Here is a 14,485-nt window from a genome sequence, read left to right as displayed (position 1 = left end):
CCGATGGGGGTCTGGGGGCGCAGCCCCCAGGGTTTGGGCGGGGTTGAAGGGGCAGCGCCCCTGGGGATGGGACGGGTAGGGGCGGCGGGGGCGAGAGACGCTCAAGGCCGGTCCCGACTGTGGCGCACACGCAGGACGGCCCCGCCCTCCCCCAGGCGGAGCCGTCCCGTGAGCGTGAGGTCAGCCGGCCATGCCCTCCAGAACCGGCGCCGGTTCCCGCCTCTCTCCCGGCAGCGCCCCGCCCACCGCCCGCCCGGACGGGATCAGCAGAGCCGCAACCCCCGCGAGAGCGACCACCGCCGCCCCCGTGACCAGCGCGGGCCGCAGCCCGTCCACGAACGCCTGCCCCGTCTCGTAACCCCCCTGAGCCGAGAAGATCGACCCCATGATCGCGATGCCGAGCGCCCCACCCACCTCACGCAGCGCGTTGTTCGCGCCGGAAGCGATCCCCTGCTCGGAGCCGCGGACGCTGGACATGACGAGGTGGGAGGCGGGGGCGAAGAAGAGTGCCATGCCGATACCGCTGATGATCAGCCCGGGGAGCTGGATCGAGTAGGACGCGTCCACCGTGATCACGGCCGCCAGGTAGGCGAGACCCGCCGCCTGGAGGAAGAGCCCCGTGGCCACGACCGGACGCCCGCCGACACGGTCCGAGAGGATGCCCGCGATCGGCGCGACCAGCATCGGCATTCCGGTCCAGGGCAGCATCCGCAGCCCCGCCTCGGTGGGCGAGTACCCGAGGACCCCCTGCATGTACTGGCTCAGCAGGAAGATCGACCCGAACATCCCGAGGAACATCAGCAGGCTGGCCGCGTTGATGCCGGAGAAGGCCCGGGAGCGGAACAGCCGCATCGGCAGCATGGGGTTCCTGGCCCGCGTGCTGTAGATGACGAACCCGGCGAGCAGCGCCGTACCGGCGAACAGTGACGCCAGGACCACCTGGTCCGTCCAGCCGTCCGCGGGGCCGCGCACCAGCCCGTAGACGATGCCGAAGAGACCGCCGCTGGCGAGCAGGGTGCCGGGGAGGTCGAGGGGCGCGCCGGTGCCGTGGGACTCCGCGAGGCGGAGGCGGGCGAGGGGGAGCAGGGCGACGCCGAGCGGGACGTTCAGCCAGAAGATCCACTGCCAGGAGAGGTGTTCGGTCAGGCTGCCGCCGATCAGCGGTCCGGAGGCGACCGCGAGACCGTTGACCGCGCCCCAGATGCCGTACGCCATCCCGCGCTTGGCCGCGGGAACGGCCGCCGTCAGGAGCGTGAGGGTCAGCGGCATCATGATGGCCGCGCCCACGCCCTGCACCGCGCGGGCCGCGATGAGGCTGTCGATGCCCGGGGCCAGCGCCGCGCCGGCGGACGCCCCCGTGAAGATCGTCAGCCCGACGAGGAACAGCCTGCGGCGGCCGAAGCGGTCGCCCAGGGCCGCGCCGAACATCAGGAGGACGGCGAAGGTGAGTGTGTAGGCGCTCACCGTCCATTCCAGGTCGTGCAGTCCGCCGCCGAGGTCCTCACGGATCGAGGGCAGGGCGGTGGTGACGACGAGGTTGTCGAGGGCCGCCATGAATCCGGCTACGCTGGTGATGACGAGGGCCCAGACCGCTCCCCCGCGTGGCGTCTTCTGTATGGCTTGTTGTGACATCGCTCCCCCAGAGCCGACTCGGATAGTTATTGATCACTAACTTTTGTGCTCATGAAAAGGCGCCGACAACGCCCGTCACCGCTCACTTCTCCAGCCGGCCCTTGAGCCGCGCCGACGGATACATGCCTTCCCACACCCGGTGCCCGGGCGGAAACCCCATCGCCACCAGGCAGTTGATGAGCATCCCGAACGCGAGGAAGACCGTCGTCTCGTTGGCGTCGCCGCCCAGCGGCAGATGGACCGTGTCCCACAGCCGCATCCAGCCGTCCCGCACGGCCTCCCCGAACTCGTGGTCGCCCTCCTCCTCGGCGGCCCCCACGGCGACGTACGTCTGCATCTGCATCAGCAGCCGCTCCGGGTGCTCCGCGATGACCTTGGTGTACGCGTTCGCCATGGCATGCAGGGCCTCTTCGCCGCTCAGCCCCTCGGAGGCCTCCGCGAAGGTGCGGATGGTGTCCTCCATGCAGCGCGTGGACGCCGCCAGGAAGATCGCCTTCTTGCCCGGGAAGAGCCGGAAGAGGTACGGCTGCGAGACACCGACCCGCTTGGCGATCGCCTCGGTCGACGTGCCGTGGTACCCACCGCGGGCGAACTCGCTCATCGCCGCACGGATGACGCTCTCACGCCGCTCCTCCGCGCTCATCCTGACCATGCAGAGGAAGTTAGTACTCAATCACTAACTTGGCAAGGAGGTCGATAAAACAAGGCTTCAGGGGAACAGGTAAGGGGCGCTCCGCCATGGAGAGCGCCCCTTACGTCACCTGCGGGTCAGGCCAGTCGTACGACCGCCCTGGACATCCCCAGGACCTTCTGCCCGGCGCTGGTCACCGTGAGGTCGACGCGGACCGTGTTGTCGTCGAGCTTGGCGGCGACCTTGCCGCTGACCTCGATGAGGGCGCCCTGGTCGTCGTTCGGGACGACGACGGGCCTGGTGAAGCGGACCCCGTACTCCGCGACGGCGGCCGGGTCGCCGACCCAGTCCGTCACCACGCGGATCGCCTCGGCCATGGTGAACATGCCGTGCGCGATGACGTCCGGCAGTCCGACCTCCTTGGCGAACTTCTCGTTCCAGTGGATCGGGTTGAAGTCCCCGGAGGCGCCCGCGTACTGGACGAGAGTGGCGCGGGTCACGGGAAAGGTCTGGGCGGGCAGTTCGGTGCCGACCTCGACGTCGTCGTAAGCGATCTTCGCCGTCATGGTCTTTCTCACGCCTCCTCTGCCGCGCGCGCGACGAGCTTCGTCCAGGCCGTCACGACGTGCTCCCCGGCCTCGTCGTGGACCTCGCCGCGTACATCCAGGATGTCGTTGCCGGCCATGGACTTGATGGCCTCGATGGTCGAGGTGACCGTCAGACGGTCGCCGGCGCGGACCGGGCGGGTGTAGGCGAACTTCTGGTCGCCGTGCACCACGCGGCTGTAGTCCAGGCCCAGCTGGGGGTCGGCGATGACCACGCCCGCGGCCTTGAAGGTGATCGCGAAGACGAAGGTCGGCGGTGCGATCACATCCGGGTGACCGAGCGCCTTCGCGGCGTCCGGGTCGGTGTACGCCGGGTTGGCGTCCCCCACGGCCTCCGCGAACTCGCGGATCTTCTCCCGGCCCACCTCATAGGGGTCGGTGGGCGGGTAGCTCCGTCCTACGAAGGACTGGTCGAGCGCCATGGGCTCGGCACCTCCTGATCACTCGCCGATCACTCGCTGATCGGGCGTACTGGCCGGTATCGGGCTCATCAACGACGTGAGGCCGCCCCCCTGACTGCTGGGGGCGGCCTCACGTACGAGCCTGATTTATCGCGTTTCGCGGTGCGCGGTGTGCGCGTTGCAACGCGGGCAGTGCTTCTTCATCTCCAGTCGGTCCGGGTTGTTACGCCGGTTCTTCTTGGTGATGTAGTTCCGCTCCTTGCACTCCACGCAGGCCAGCGTGATCTTCGGGCGGACGTCGGTGGCAGCCACAGGAGTGCTCCTTGACGAACGGATGGGACGATTAACGCATAGAAGAGTAGCCGATCGAAGGACCGACCCCGCAATCGGCTACTGTCTGTAGCGGTGACCGGACTTGAACCGGTGACACAGCGATTATGAGCCGCTTGCTCTACCGACTGAGCTACACCGCTGCGATGCGATCCGTTCCCGCCTTGCGACGGGAACCTCACACACCAGAGCCCCAATACGGAATCGAACCGTAGACCTTCTCCTTACCATGGAGACGCTCTGCCGACTGAGCTATTGGGGCGAGCGATGAAGACATTACACGCTCGGCCGCCGTTCACCCAAATCCGTTTCCAGGCCCTCTCCGCGGCCCGTTCGCGGGCCTGCGCCACGGCCACGGAACGGCCCGCACAGCGGTCTGTCCTGCGCTGTTCCGCCCTTCTCCCACCAGCCTCACGAGCCCCTCCCCCACGACGAACCACACCAGTACGACTATTGCGCTCCTCCCCGCCGCGAGCGGATCACCCTTCTAGGCTCGACTCACTCTGCGTGATCTTGCGTCCCCCGTGCGCAACCCCGAGCCACGAGCCTTGAGCCCCTGGAGCGCGATGCCCGACAGCCAGCCGCAGCCACCCCACTCGTCGTCCTCGCCGGGCCCGGCCGACACCGGCTCGCTCCTGCTGTGCGGGGCACGGCTGACCGACGGCAGGACCGTGGACGTACGGCTGGGCGGCGGACGCATCGAGGCGGTCGGCACGGCGGGCAGCCTGGCGGCGAGCGGCACGCGCGCGTGCGGCACGCGTGTGGACCTCAGCGGCTATCTGCTGCTGCCCGCGCCGGTCGAGCCGCACACCCACGGCGACACGGCGCTCTCGGCCGACGAGGACGGCCCCGTCTCGTACGACCCCCAGGACGTCCAACGCCGGGCGACCGAGGCGGCCCTGCTCCAGCTCGGTCACGGGGCCACCGCGCTGCGGGCGCACGTGCGCGTGGGTGACGTCCAGGGGCTGGGCGCGCTGGCCGCCGTACTCCAGGCACGGCGTTCACTGCGCGGGCTCACCGAGCTGACCGCCGTGGCGATGCCCCGGGTGCTGACCGGGGTGGCCGGGGCGGAGGGGCTCGCGATGCTGCGGGACGCGGTGAAGATGGGCGCCGCGGCGGTGGGCGGCTGCCCGGACCTCGACCCCGACCCGACCGGCTATGTGCAGGCGGTGCTGGACGTCGCCTCCGAGCACGGCTGCCCCGTCGATCTGCACACCGACGCCACCGACCCGGCCCGCCTCGCCCGGCTCGCGGCGATGGCCGGCGGGCTGCGCCCCGGAGTGACCCTCGGCCCGTGCGGCTCGCTGGGCCGCCTGCCCTCCGAGGTCGCCTCCCGCACCGCCGACCAGCTCGCCGCGGCCGGCGTGGCCGTGGTCTGCCTGCCGCAGGGCGGCTGCGGGGGCGTCGAACGGCGCGGCACGGCGCCCGTACGGCTGCTGCGCGCGGCCGGCGTGCGGGTGGCCGCCGGCAGCGGCGCACTGCGGGACGTCTCGAACCCCGTGGGCCGCGGGGACCCGCTGGAGGCGGCCTACTTGCTGGCCTCCCGGTACGGCACGCGCCCCGAGGACGCCTACGACGCGGTGAGCGCCTCCGCGCGGGCCGTCCTCGGACTGCCCGAGGTACGCGTAGAGGCGGGCTTCCCGGCCGAGTTGCTGGCGGTGCGGGGCGACCGGTTGGCGGGCGCGCTGTCGCTCGCGTACAGCCGGATCGTCGTGCACCGGGGGCGCGTGGTGGCACGGACGAGCGCGGTACGGGAGTTCTGCGACTCGGCGGCGGCGGTGGAGTTGGGGCTGCCGCGGCAGGGGCGGGGGGCGTAGTCCGCGCGGGGGGCGTAGTCCGCGCGGGGCGCGGTAGGTGGTGCGCGCGTCGTACGCCCGCACGGCCGAAACGGTGCGGCCATTCCACTCGGAGGGGGCTCGGAGGCGTGCGCTGTGTGGCGGCGGGCCGCCAGGTTCACGTCACCCCCGGGGTCTCCCAAGTCCTCAGTCCTCTGCGAGCGCGCCGCCTGGGGCGGGGCTCAAGTCATGCGGCGGATGCGGTCGTCCGGGCGTACGGTCGAAGGCATGCGCATTGTCATCGCTGGTGGTCATGGTCAGATCGCGTTGCGGCTGGAGCGGCTGCTCACCGCGCGCGGACACGAGGTCGCGGGAATCATCCGGAAGGCCGAGCAGGGGGACGACCTGAGGGAAGCGGGCGCCGAACCGGTCCTGCTGGACCTGGAGTCGGCCTCGGTCGAGGAGGTCGCGGACCGTCTTCAGGGCGCCGACGCGGCGGTCTTCGCGGCGGGCGCGGGTCCGGGCAGCGGCACGGCCCGCAAGGAGACGGTGGACAAGGGCGCGGCGGTGCTGTTCGCGGAGGCGGCGGTCCGGGCGGGCGTACGCCGTCATGTGGTCGTGTCGTCGATGGGCGCCGACGCGAAGCACCAGGGCGACGACGTGTTCGACGTCTACCAGCGCGCCAAGGGCGAGGCGGACGACTACGTCCGGGCCCAGGACGCCCTGGACTGGACGATCCTGCGCCCCGGCGCACTGACGAACGACGCCGGCACCGGTCTCGTACGCCTGGAGGCGCACACGGGTCGCGGTCCGGTCCCGCGCGACGACGTGGCCGCCGTGGTGGCGGAGTTGCTGGACACCCCGGCGACGGCCGGCCTGACCCTGGAGCTGGTCAGCGGGTCGACACCGGTGTCCGTCGCGGTGAAGGCCGTGGCCGGGAACTGAGGGCGGCTGCGGAGGGGCGCCGACCGCGCGCGAGGAGCTGCGGCGGCGGCCCCTTTTGCGGGGGCTTGCACGGGCACGCGGCGGTACGGGCCTACTGGGCGCGGCAGTTCGCGACCGGGCGTCACATGGATATGCGAGCCGGGGCATCGGACCACGGGCTGACGGCCCCACCCACCCTCGTCAGAACAGAGGCATCTGGCCCGGCATCTCCGGGATCACGTAACCGTCCAACGACGGCTGAGCAGCGCCGAGTTGCGCCTGTCGACGGGAGCCGGGGCAGGAGACGAGCTCGCCGCTCTCGCGAGCACCGGGCGGATCGTGCCGCGCGAAACGACCGGCGACGACGGCGATCTCACGACGGCATTCGGGGCAGTTCCTGCGACGGGTGGACATGGGGTCAGTGTGCCCCGCGCGGACAGGTGTCGTGCATGTCGGACGGGTGACCGCCGGGGGGGGGCCGACCGCGCGCGAGGAGCCGCGCCACCGCCCTCCCAGTCCCTCGTCGGCAACGCGTGCCCCCGAAAACGAAGAGACCCCCTCCACTCTGCGTTTCCGCAGTTCGGAGGGGGTCTACCTTCATGTGGCGGCGCCAGGATTCGAACCTGGGAAGGCTGAGCCGGCAGATTTACAGTCTGCTCCCTTTGGCCGCTCGGGCACACCGCCGGGGTTGCTGCCCTTCGAACCGTCTTTCGGCGGTGCTCCGTGGCAACGACGTAAACAATACCCGATGGGGAGGGGTGCTTCGCCACCCGATTGATCAGCGCTCGGGGGACGTGGGGTGGCTAGGCTTGTGCGGATGCGGCCCGGGGTCTACGCCGGGCTCGGCGGTCGCCCCACGCACGCCGATACGCAGCCCGATACGCACCCGATACAAGGAGCCACAGGACATGGCCGACTCCAGTTTCGACATCGTCTCGAAGGTCGAGCGGCAGGAGGTCGACAACGCCCTCAACCAGGCCGCCAAGGAGATCTCACAGCGCTACGACTTCAAGGGCGTGGGTGCCTCGATCTCGTGGTCCGGCGACAAGATCCTCATGGAAGCGAACTCCGAGGACCGGGTGAACGCTGTCCTCGATGTCTTCCAGTCCAAGCTGATCAAGCGCGGGATCTCGTTGAAGGCGCTGGACGCCGGTGAGCCGCAGCTGTCCGGCAAGGAGTACAAGATCTTCGCGTCGATCGAGGAGGGCATCTCCCAGGACAACGCGAAGAAGGTGGCGAAGATCATCCGCGACGAGGGCCCCAAGGGCGTGAAGGCTCAGGTTCAGGGTGACGAGCTGCGGGTGAGCTCGAAGAGCCGTGACGACCTCCAGGCCGTCATCGCCCTGCTCAAGGGCAAGGACTTCGACTTCGCCGTTCAGTTCGTGAACTACCGGTAGGTCACGGCCCGTTCAGCTCGGCCTCCGCAGAGCTGAACCCGCGCGGCTCCACGTCGTTCCACGCCGCTGGATGCCGCTCGATGCCGTACGAGGAAGGGTGGGCGCCTGGCCGGTGCCCACCCTTCTCGCCTGCTGGCTGCGGCTGAGGGGCTGTTCAGTCGCGCGAGTTTCCGAACAGGATGCGGTAGCCGATCAGGAGGACGAGCGAGCCTCCGATCGCGGCCGCCCAGGTGGCTCCGTCGTAGAAGTCCTTGCTGATCGGGTGATCCATCCAGCGGGCCGATATCCAGCCACCGATGAACGCGCCCGCGATGCCGATGACGGTCGTGCCGAGGAAACCGCCCGGGTCGCGGCCGGGCAGCAGGAACTTGGCGATGGCCCCGGCCAGGAGTCCCAGGATGATCCAACCGATGATGCTCATGCCCTGAACCTGTCCTTCCGCACTGTGCCCACGCTGTCCCGGGACTGTGATCCAGATCCAGATCAAGATCCGGACGGGCCGTGTGCCGATGGGTCGTGCTTGGTGCTCTCGTCCGTCGGCGGCGGCACCATTGGTGCCGCGTTGGTGTGGAGGACGCCACGTGTACATCCCTCGGTTGCACTGATCAGTAGGGTGCGGCGCATGACACCTTCCGGCTCTGCCTCCGAACTGCGACGGACCCTGGGGGTCGGCGACGCCGTGGTCATCGGGCTGGGTTCGATGGTCGGGGCGGGGATCTTCGCCGCGCTGGCGCCCGCGGCACGCGCGGCCGGGTCCGGGCTGCTGCTCGGGCTCGCGGTGGCCGCCGTGGTCGCCTACTGCAACGCCACCTCCTCGGCGCGACTGGCCGCTCTGTATCCGGCTTCCGGCGGCACCTACGTGTACGGGCGCGAGCGGCTCGGGCCATTCTGGGGCTATCTGGCGGGCTGGTCGTTCGTGGTCGGGAAGACGGCCTCCTGCGCGGCGATGGCGCTCACCGTGGGCGCGTACGTCTGGCCGGAGCAGGCCCATGCCGTGGCGGTCGCGGCGGTCGTGGCGCTGACCGCGGTGAACTACGGCGGCGTCCAGAAGTCCGCCTGGCTGACGCGGGCGATCGTGGCGGTCGTGCTGGCTGTCCTCGCTTCCGTGGTGGTCGTGTGTCTGGGGTCCGAGGTGTCCGAGGCCGGGCGGCTGGACAGCGGCGCCTCGGGCGGCCCGGGCGGCGTGCTCCAGGCCGCCGGTCTGCTGTTCTTCGCGTTCGCCGGATACGCGCGGATCGCGACCCTCGGGGAGGAGGTGCGGGATCCCGCGCGCGCCATTCCGCGCGCGATTCCGTTGGCTCTCGGCATCGCGCTGGGTGTGTACGCGTGCGTGGCGGTGGCCGTCCTTTCCGTGCTGGGGGCGGAGGGTCTGGGGCAGGCCGGCGCGCCGCTGACCGAGGCCGTGCGGGCCGCGGGCGTGCCGGGGTGGGTGCCGGTGGTGCGGGTGGGCGCCGCCGTGGCCGCGCTGGGTTCGTTGCTCGCCCTGATCCTCGGCGTCTCGCGGACGACGCTGGCCATGGCCCGTGACCGGCATCTGCCGGGCGCGCTGGCGGCCGTACATCCGCGGTTCCAGGTTCCGCACCGGGCGGAACTGGCCGTGGGCGCGGTCGTCGCGGTCCTGGCCGCCACGGTGGACGTCCGGGGCGCGATCGGGTTCTCCTCCTTCGGTGTGCTCGCGTACTACGCGGTGGCCAACGCCTCCGCCTGGACGCTTGATTCGACCCCCGTGGCACGTGTGGTGCCGGCGGTGGGGCTGCTCGGGTGCCTGGTGCTCGCGTTCGCCCTGCCGGGGGTCTCGGTGACCGTGGGCGCGGGCGTGCTGATGGTGGGTGTGGCGGCGTACGCCGTACGGCGGTGGGTGGGGGCGCGGGAGCGGTAGGTCGACGTACGGCGGGACGGCGGCTCCTGCCTCCACGTCCGCTGGGTTCCCGCGGGCCGTACGGGGGTGAGGAACAGCAGGCTCAGCGGGCCGCCGGGGCGGATATGTACGCAGGGTGAGGGCCGGCGTCGGTGGGGTCGTAGGGCTGTGGTGAAGTGCGGCCCAGCGGCCGGGCGTTGTACATCCCGGTTTCCCGCTGTGGCCGCAACTGCTCGTTCGCGGTCATGGGTTCATGGTGCGGGTCGCCACTGACAGTCGGGTGGGCCTGTGGACAACCGCCGGGCTGTGGACAACTCCCGTGTCGGCGTCGCCTGTCCGCGCTCGCCTGGCACGCCGCCGGGCGCCGCCTACCAGCGGGAGGAGAAGGGCTGGTCGGTCGGCACGATCTCGCGGCCCAGCGGGACCAGGGACACCGGGATCAGCTTGAAGTTGGCGAGGCCGAACGGGATGCCGATGATCGTGACGCACAGGGCGAGACCGGTGACGATGTGGGCCAGCGCCAGCCACCAGCCCGCGAGGACCAGCCACAGGACGTTGCCGACGCACGAGGGGGCACCGGCGTCGCGGCGTTCGACCGTCGTGTACCCGAAGGGCCACAGGGCGTAGACGCCGATACGGAAGGCAGCGATGCCGAACGGGATGCCGATGATCGTGACGCACAGCAACGCCCCGGCGAGCAGGTAGCCGAGGAACAGCCAGAAGCCGCTCAGGACGAGCCATATGACGTTCAGGATGGTTTTCACTGGGGGCGACCTGCCATCTTCTCGAGGCGTGCGATGCGTTCCGCCATCGGCGGGTGCGTGGAGAACATCTTCGAGAGTCCCTGACCCGGGCGGAAGGGGTTCGCGATCATCATGTGACTCGCGGTCTCGATCCGCGGCTCGGGGGGCAGCGGAAGCTGCTTGGTGCCCATCTCGAGCTTGCGCAGCGCGCTGGCCAGGGCCAGCGGGTCGCCGGTGAGTTGGGCGCCGGACGCGTCAGCCTCGTACTCCCGGGAGCGGCTGATGGCCAGTTGGATGAGGCCCGCGGCGAGCGGGCCCAGGAACACGATGAGCAGCATGCCGAGGGCGCCGGGGCCGTCGTCGTCGCTGGAGCGGCCGACGGGGATCAGCCAGGCGAAGTTGACCAGGAACATGATCACGGAGGCGAGGGCGCCGGCGACCGACGAGATGAGGATGTCGCGGTTGTAGACGTGGCTGAGTTCGTGGCCGATGACGCCGCGCAGTTCGCGTTCGTCGAGGATCCGCAGGACGCCCTCGGTGCAGCACACGGCGGCGTTGCGCGGGTTGCGGCCGGTCGCGAAGGCGTTCGGTGCTTCCGTCGGCGAGATGTACAGGCGCGGCATGGGCTGGCGGGCCTGGGTGGAGAGCTCGCGCACCATGCGGTACAGCGCGGGGGCCTCGAACTCGCTGACCGGGCGCGCGCGCATCGCGCGTAGCGCGAGCTTGTCGCTGTTCCAGTACGCGTACGCGTTGGTGCCGACTGCGATCAGGACCGCGACGACGAGCCCCATACGGCCGAAGAAGCTGCCGATGACGATGATGAGTGCGGACAGTCCCCCGAGGAGTACTGCGGTCCTGAGCCCGTTGTGCCGGCGGTGCACGGTACGCCCTCCAAGTCGTGCAGCAGGGGAACCCTTTGCTTGCTGATCTGCGGTCCTTCTGGTGTCACTCCAGTGGACCCTCCCGTACTGGTCAACGCCAGGCGAGAGCGGCTAGTTCCCTTGTGCGTGCGGGGGCGGGTGTGCGCCGTCCGGGTGAGGCTCGGAGGATCTGCGGCTCCGGGTTCAGAAGAGCCCGGTGTCGGCGAAGCGCAGGACCAGCTGCGGCGCGCCGGAGAGGGCGATGCCCAGGACGCCGGTCACGGCGATCGCGGCGGTGAGCGGGGCCGGGATCCGGTGCGGTGCGGGTTCGCCCTCGGGGGCGCGGAACAGCAGGGCCGTCCACTGGAGGTAGTAGAACAGCGCGATCACGACGTTGGCGGCCATGACCACGGCGAGCCAGCCGAGGCCCGCGTCGACGGCCGCGGAGAAGACGGTGACCTTCGCGAAGAGGCCGATGATGCCCGGGGGAAGACCGGCGAGACAGAGCAGGAAGAAGGCCAGGAGGAGCGCGGCCGCCGGGTTCGAGGCGTAGAGGCCGCGGTAGTCGGTGAGGCGGTTGAGGGCTCTGGTACGGCCGACCAGTGCGGCCACCGCGAAGGCGCCGAGGTTCACGGCGGCGTACATGAGGGCGTAGGCGACGGTGGAGCCGATGGAGCCTTCGGGGTCGTCGGAGTACGCGGCGGCGGCGATCGGCACCAGCAGGTAGCCGGCCTGTCCGACGGAGGACCAGGCGAGCAGGCGTACGGCGCTGTACGCGCGCGTGGGCTGCTGTCGCAGGGCGCCGACGTTGCCCACGGTCATCGTGAGGGCGGCCAGGGCGGCCAGCGCCGGGCCCCAGACGTCGGCGTACGACGGGAGGGCGACGACCGTGAGGAGGATCAGGCCGGAGAAGCCGACCGCCTTGCCGACGACCGACAAGTAGGCGGCGATCGGGAGGGGCGCGCCCACGTAGGTGTCCGGGACCCAGAAGTGGAAGGGCACGGCGGCCGTCTTGAAGGCGAAGCCGATGAGGGTGAGGACGACGCCGGTCTGGGTGAGGGTGTGGAGCTGGCCGTCGACGTGCTGGATCCGGTCGGCGATCTGGGTGAGGTAGAGGGTGCCCGTGGAGGCGTACACGAAGCTGACGCCCATGAGGCTGACCGCTGTCGCGGTGACCGACGACAGGAAGAACTTCAGGGCCGCTTCGGAGGACTTGCGGTCGCCGTGGCGCAGGCCGACCAGTGCGAAGGCCGGCAAGGAGGCGACTTCCAGGGCGACGATCAGGGTGGCGAGGTCGCGGGAGGCGGGCAGCAGGGCGGCGCCGGCCGCGGAGGAGAGCAGCAGGAACCAGTACTCGCCTTCGGGGAGTCCCTTGTCGGCGTCCTTGAGGGCGGTGACGGACAGGAGGGCCGCCAGCAGAGCTCCCCCGAGGACCAGGAGCTGGAGGACGAGGGTGAAGCGGTCGGCGGTGTAGCTGCAGACGTCGGGGGTGCCGGTCAGGCAGAAGGTGGCGCGGTCGCCGTCCAGGAGGGGCAGCAGCATCGCCGTGGAGGCGGTCAGGCCCGCGACGGACAGCCAGCCGAGGAGAGCCTTCTTGTGGTCGCCCACGAAGAGGTCCGCGACGAGGACGACCAGGCCGACGACCGCCGTGATGGTGGGCGGTGCGATGGCGAGCCAGTCGACGGACTGGACGAGGTTCGCGGCGAGCGGCTGGGCCGAAGGGGCCAGGGGCTGGGCCGCGGCGGCCAGGGAGCTCATCGGGTGCCTCCTGAGAGGAGCTGCTGCACGACCGGGTCGGTCAGCCCGAGGAGGGCCTTCGGCCACAGGCCGGCTACGACGGTGAGGGCGACGAGCGGGGTCCAGGCCGCGAACTCGTACGTGTGGACGTCGGCGAGCCGCGGGGCGTCCTGCGGTACGGCGCCCATGCAGACGCGGCGGACCACGGCGAGCAGGTAGGCGGCGGTGAGGAGGGTGCCGAAGGCCGCGATCGCCATGAAGGTCAGGAACGCCGGGCGGCTGAGGCCGTCGGCGGGGTCGAACGCGCCGAACAGGGCCAGCATCTCGCCCCAGAACCCGGCGAGGCCGGGCAGGCCGAGGGAGGCGACCGCGGCGAAGGCGAGCAGGCCGCCGAGACGCGGGGCCTTGCCGTAGAGCGCGGCTCCGGTCTGTTCGGCGAGGGCGTCGAGGTCGGTGGTCCCGGTGCGGTCCTTCAATGCGCCGACCAGGAAGAACAGCAGGCCGGTGATGAGGCCGTGGGCGATGTTGGCGAACAGGGCGCCGTTCACGCCGGTCGGGGTCATGGTGGCGATGCCGAGGAGGACGAAGCCCATGTGGCCGACGGAGGAGTAGGCGATGAGGCGTTTGAGGTCGCCCTTCGCGCCCTGTTTGGCGAGGGCCAGGCAGGCCAGGGATCCGTAGATGATCCCGACGACGGCGAAGGCGGCGAGGTAGGGCGCGAAGTCGCGGAAGCCGTCCGGCGCGATGGGCAGGAGGATTCGGACGAAACCATACGTACCCATCTTCAGCAGCACGCCGGCCAGCAGGACCGAGCCGACGGTCGGGGCGGCGGTGTGGGCGTCGGGCAGCCAGCTGTGCAGGGGCCACATCGGGGTCTTCACCGCGAGCCCGATCCCGATCGCCAGAACGGCGATGACCTGCACGGATGTGGTCAGTGACCGGCCGTTGTCAGTGGCGAGTGCCACCATGTCGAACGTGCCCGCCTTGATCCCGATCAGGAGCAGGCCGAGCAGCATGACGACCGAACCGAGCAGTGTGTAGAGGATGAACCGCCAGGCGGCCTGGATCCTGTCCGCGCCGCCCCAGCGGGCGATGAGGAAGTACATCGGGATGAGCACCATCTCGAACGCCAGGAAGAACAGCAGCAGGTCGAGGACGGCGAAGGTCGCGAGGGTGCCGGACTCCAGGACGAGCAGCAGGGCGACGAAGGCCTTCGGGGTGGGGCCCGCGGGCAGCTTGAAGTACGAGTAGAGCGCGCACAGGAAGGTCAGCAGCGCGGTCAGGACCAGAAGGGGGAGCGAGATGCCGTCGATGCCGAGGTGGATCCGCACGTCGAGTGCGGGGATCCAGCTGATGTCGGTCGTGGCCTGCATCTTCGACGGGTGGTCGTGGTCGAACCCGAGCGCGAGGACGATCGCGGCGACGAGGATCGCGCCGGTCACGGTCACACCGTGCCGGAGGACCGCCTGCTCGGGCGACTTCCCCTTCAGTCCGGGCGGGGCCGGCAGCAGGGCCGCGACGGCGCCGAGGAGCGGGCCGACGACGACGAACGCCAGAAGGAACTGCATCACGGACTCGTTGATATCGATCAC

General features: G+C 70.6%; 16 protein-coding genes and 3 tRNA genes. 4 read left to right on the top strand and 15 right to left on the bottom strand.

The genetic code is table 11. The annotated features are described in order from the left end of the window. Positions 1-180 precede the first annotated feature (180 nt). The 7 genes from ACZ56U_RS33615 to ACZ56U_RS33585 all read right to left on the bottom strand — a co-directional run bounded on the left by ACZ56U_RS33615 (position 181) and on the right by ACZ56U_RS33585 (position 3,861). Complete coding sequence (locus tag ACZ56U_RS33615) at positions 181-1,632, bottom strand: MFS transporter (RefSeq protein WP_469087695.1); 1,452 nt, start codon at positions 1,630-1,632, stop codon at positions 181-183. Between the two features lie 82 nt (positions 1,633-1,714). Next, positions 1,715-2,284, bottom strand: coding sequence for a TetR/AcrR family transcriptional regulator (locus ACZ56U_RS33610; protein ID WP_469087694.1), 570 nt, complete (start codon positions 2,282-2,284; stop codon positions 1,715-1,717). Positions 2,285-2,400: 116 nt separating this feature from the next. Beyond that, positions 2,401-2,829 (bottom strand): MaoC family dehydratase, encoded by a 429-nt coding sequence (locus ACZ56U_RS33605; protein ID WP_469087706.1) that lies wholly within the window; start codon positions 2,827-2,829, stop codon positions 2,401-2,403. An 8-nt stretch (positions 2,830-2,837) separates the two neighbouring features. Continuing rightward, entirely contained in the window at positions 2,838-3,290 is a 453-nt protein-coding gene (locus tag ACZ56U_RS33600) for an FAS1-like dehydratase domain-containing protein (protein ID WP_391239722.1), read from the bottom strand. A gap of 126 nt (positions 3,291-3,416) precedes the next feature. Further along, on the bottom strand, positions 3,417-3,581 hold the full coding sequence (gene rpmG / locus ACZ56U_RS33595) for a 50S ribosomal protein L33 (RefSeq protein ID WP_003948671.1): 165 nt from the start codon (positions 3,579-3,581) through the stop codon (positions 3,417-3,419). Positions 3,582-3,669: 88 nt separating this feature from the next. Continuing rightward, positions 3,670-3,742: transfer RNA gene (locus tag ACZ56U_RS33590), tRNA-Met, on the bottom strand. A 46-nt stretch (positions 3,743-3,788) separates the two neighbouring features. After that, positions 3,789-3,861: transfer RNA gene (locus ACZ56U_RS33585), tRNA-Thr, on the bottom strand. Between the two features lie 304 nt (positions 3,862-4,165). Here ACZ56U_RS33585 and ACZ56U_RS33580 point away from each other — a divergent pair. Together ACZ56U_RS33580 and ACZ56U_RS33575 are read left to right on the top strand one after the other, a co-directional pair. Next, positions 4,166-5,416 carry an amidohydrolase family protein gene (locus ACZ56U_RS33580; RefSeq protein ID WP_469087693.1) on the top strand — a complete coding sequence of 417 codons (1,251 nt, stop codon included), beginning with the start codon at positions 4,166-4,168 and terminating at the stop codon, positions 5,414-5,416. A gap of 246 nt (positions 5,417-5,662) precedes the next feature. Then, the gene (locus ACZ56U_RS33575; RefSeq protein ID WP_469087692.1) at positions 5,663-6,319 is read left to right on the top strand and encodes an SDR family oxidoreductase; all 657 of its coding nucleotides are present in this window, start codon (positions 5,663-5,665) and stop codon (positions 6,317-6,319) included. 180 nt (positions 6,320-6,499) lie between these two features. Here the strand turns inward: ACZ56U_RS33575 and ACZ56U_RS33570 are convergent, their stop codons facing one another. Both ACZ56U_RS33570 and ACZ56U_RS33565 read right to left on the bottom strand, forming a co-directional pair. Next, on the bottom strand, positions 6,500-6,712 hold the full coding sequence (locus tag ACZ56U_RS33570; protein WP_469087691.1) for a hypothetical protein: 213 nt from the start codon (positions 6,710-6,712) through the stop codon (positions 6,500-6,502). 188 nt (positions 6,713-6,900) lie between these two features. Continuing rightward, a tRNA-Tyr gene (locus tag ACZ56U_RS33565) sits at positions 6,901-6,982 on the bottom strand. Positions 6,983-7,206: 224 nt separating this feature from the next. Here ACZ56U_RS33565 and ACZ56U_RS33560 point away from each other — a divergent pair. Beyond that, a complete protein-coding gene (locus tag ACZ56U_RS33560) occupies positions 7,207-7,695 on the top strand; it encodes a YajQ family cyclic di-GMP-binding protein (protein ID WP_353689719.1) in 489 nt (162 codons plus the stop codon). Positions 7,696-7,849: 154 nt separating this feature from the next. Here ACZ56U_RS33560 and ACZ56U_RS33555 read toward each other — a convergent pair whose 3' ends face one another. Beyond that, positions 7,850-8,116 (bottom strand): GlsB/YeaQ/YmgE family stress response membrane protein, encoded by a 267-nt coding sequence (locus tag ACZ56U_RS33555; RefSeq protein ID WP_391239734.1) that lies wholly within the window; start codon positions 8,114-8,116, stop codon positions 7,850-7,852. 201 nt (positions 8,117-8,317) lie between these two features. On the opposite strand from ACZ56U_RS33555, the gene ACZ56U_RS33550 reads away from it, so the two are divergent. After that, on the top strand, positions 8,318-9,574 hold the full coding sequence (locus ACZ56U_RS33550; protein WP_469087690.1) for an APC family permease: 1,257 nt from the start codon (positions 8,318-8,320) through the stop codon (positions 9,572-9,574). An 82-nt stretch (positions 9,575-9,656) separates the two neighbouring features. Here the strand turns inward: ACZ56U_RS33550 and ACZ56U_RS33545 are convergent, their stop codons facing one another. From ACZ56U_RS33545 to ACZ56U_RS33525, 5 genes are all read right to left on the bottom strand, one after another. Beyond that, positions 9,657-9,800: a hypothetical protein gene (locus ACZ56U_RS33545; RefSeq protein ID WP_469087689.1), complete on the bottom strand. Its 144-nt coding sequence runs from the start codon at positions 9,798-9,800 to the stop codon at positions 9,657-9,659. A gap of 121 nt (positions 9,801-9,921) precedes the next feature. Then, positions 9,922-10,317, bottom strand: coding sequence for a YccF domain-containing protein (locus tag ACZ56U_RS33540; protein WP_469087688.1), 396 nt, complete (start codon positions 10,315-10,317; stop codon positions 9,922-9,924). Next, the gene (gene htpX, locus ACZ56U_RS33535; protein ID WP_469087687.1) at positions 10,314-11,177 is read right to left on the bottom strand and encodes a zinc metalloprotease HtpX; all 864 of its coding nucleotides are present in this window, start codon (positions 11,175-11,177) and stop codon (positions 10,314-10,316) included. The genes ACZ56U_RS33540 and htpX overlap by 4 nt, the downstream gene beginning before the upstream one ends. Positions 11,178-11,360: 183 nt before the next feature. After that, positions 11,361-12,914, bottom strand: a complete 1,554-nt coding sequence (locus tag ACZ56U_RS33530) for an NADH-quinone oxidoreductase subunit N (protein WP_469087686.1) — start codon at positions 12,912-12,914, stop codon at positions 11,361-11,363. Beyond that, complete coding sequence (locus ACZ56U_RS33525; protein ID WP_469087685.1) at positions 12,911-14,485, bottom strand: NADH-quinone oxidoreductase subunit M; 1,575 nt, start codon at positions 14,483-14,485, stop codon at positions 12,911-12,913. Before ACZ56U_RS33525 ends, ACZ56U_RS33530 begins: the two co-directional genes overlap by 4 nt.

The sequence above is a fragment of the Streptomyces sp. NPDC034103 genome (assembly GCF_055575395.1).
This window is presented reverse-complemented; position numbering and strand designations above follow the sequence as displayed.

What these genes read in the sequence shown, in the direction of transcription:
- ACZ56U_RS33615 (WP_469087695.1), bottom strand. Translation starts at nt 1,632, where the DNA reads ATGTCACAACAAGCCATACAGAAGACGCCACGCGGGGGAGCGGTCTGG.
- ACZ56U_RS33610 (WP_469087694.1), bottom strand. Translation starts at nt 2,284, where the DNA reads ATGGTCAGGATGAGCGCGGAGGAGCGGCGTGAGAGCGTCATCCGTGCG.
- ACZ56U_RS33605 (WP_469087706.1), bottom strand. Translation starts at nt 2,829, where the DNA reads ATGACGGCGAAGATCGCTTACGACGACGTCGAGGTCGGCACCGAACTG.
- ACZ56U_RS33600 (WP_391239722.1), bottom strand. Translation starts at nt 3,290, where the DNA reads ATGGCGCTCGACCAGTCCTTCGTAGGACGGAGCTACCCGCCCACCGAC.
- ACZ56U_RS33580 (WP_469087693.1), top strand. Translation starts at nt 4,166, where the DNA reads ATGCCCGACAGCCAGCCGCAGCCACCCCACTCGTCGTCCTCGCCGGGC.
- ACZ56U_RS33575 (WP_469087692.1), top strand. Translation starts at nt 5,663, where the DNA reads ATGCGCATTGTCATCGCTGGTGGTCATGGTCAGATCGCGTTGCGGCTG.
- ACZ56U_RS33570 (WP_469087691.1), bottom strand. Translation starts at nt 6,712, where the DNA reads ATGTCCACCCGTCGCAGGAACTGCCCCGAATGCCGTCGTGAGATCGCC.
- ACZ56U_RS33560 (WP_353689719.1), top strand. Translation starts at nt 7,207, where the DNA reads ATGGCCGACTCCAGTTTCGACATCGTCTCGAAGGTCGAGCGGCAGGAG.
- ACZ56U_RS33555 (WP_391239734.1), bottom strand. Translation starts at nt 8,116, where the DNA reads ATGAGCATCATCGGTTGGATCATCCTGGGACTCCTGGCCGGGGCCATC.
- ACZ56U_RS33550 (WP_469087690.1), top strand. Translation starts at nt 8,318, where the DNA reads ATGACACCTTCCGGCTCTGCCTCCGAACTGCGACGGACCCTGGGGGTC.
- ACZ56U_RS33545 (WP_469087689.1), bottom strand. Translation starts at nt 9,800, where the DNA reads ATGACCGCGAACGAGCAGTTGCGGCCACAGCGGGAAACCGGGATGTAC.
- ACZ56U_RS33530 (WP_469087686.1), bottom strand. Translation starts at nt 12,914, where the DNA reads ATGAGCTCCCTGGCCGCCGCGGCCCAGCCCCTGGCCCCTTCGGCCCAG.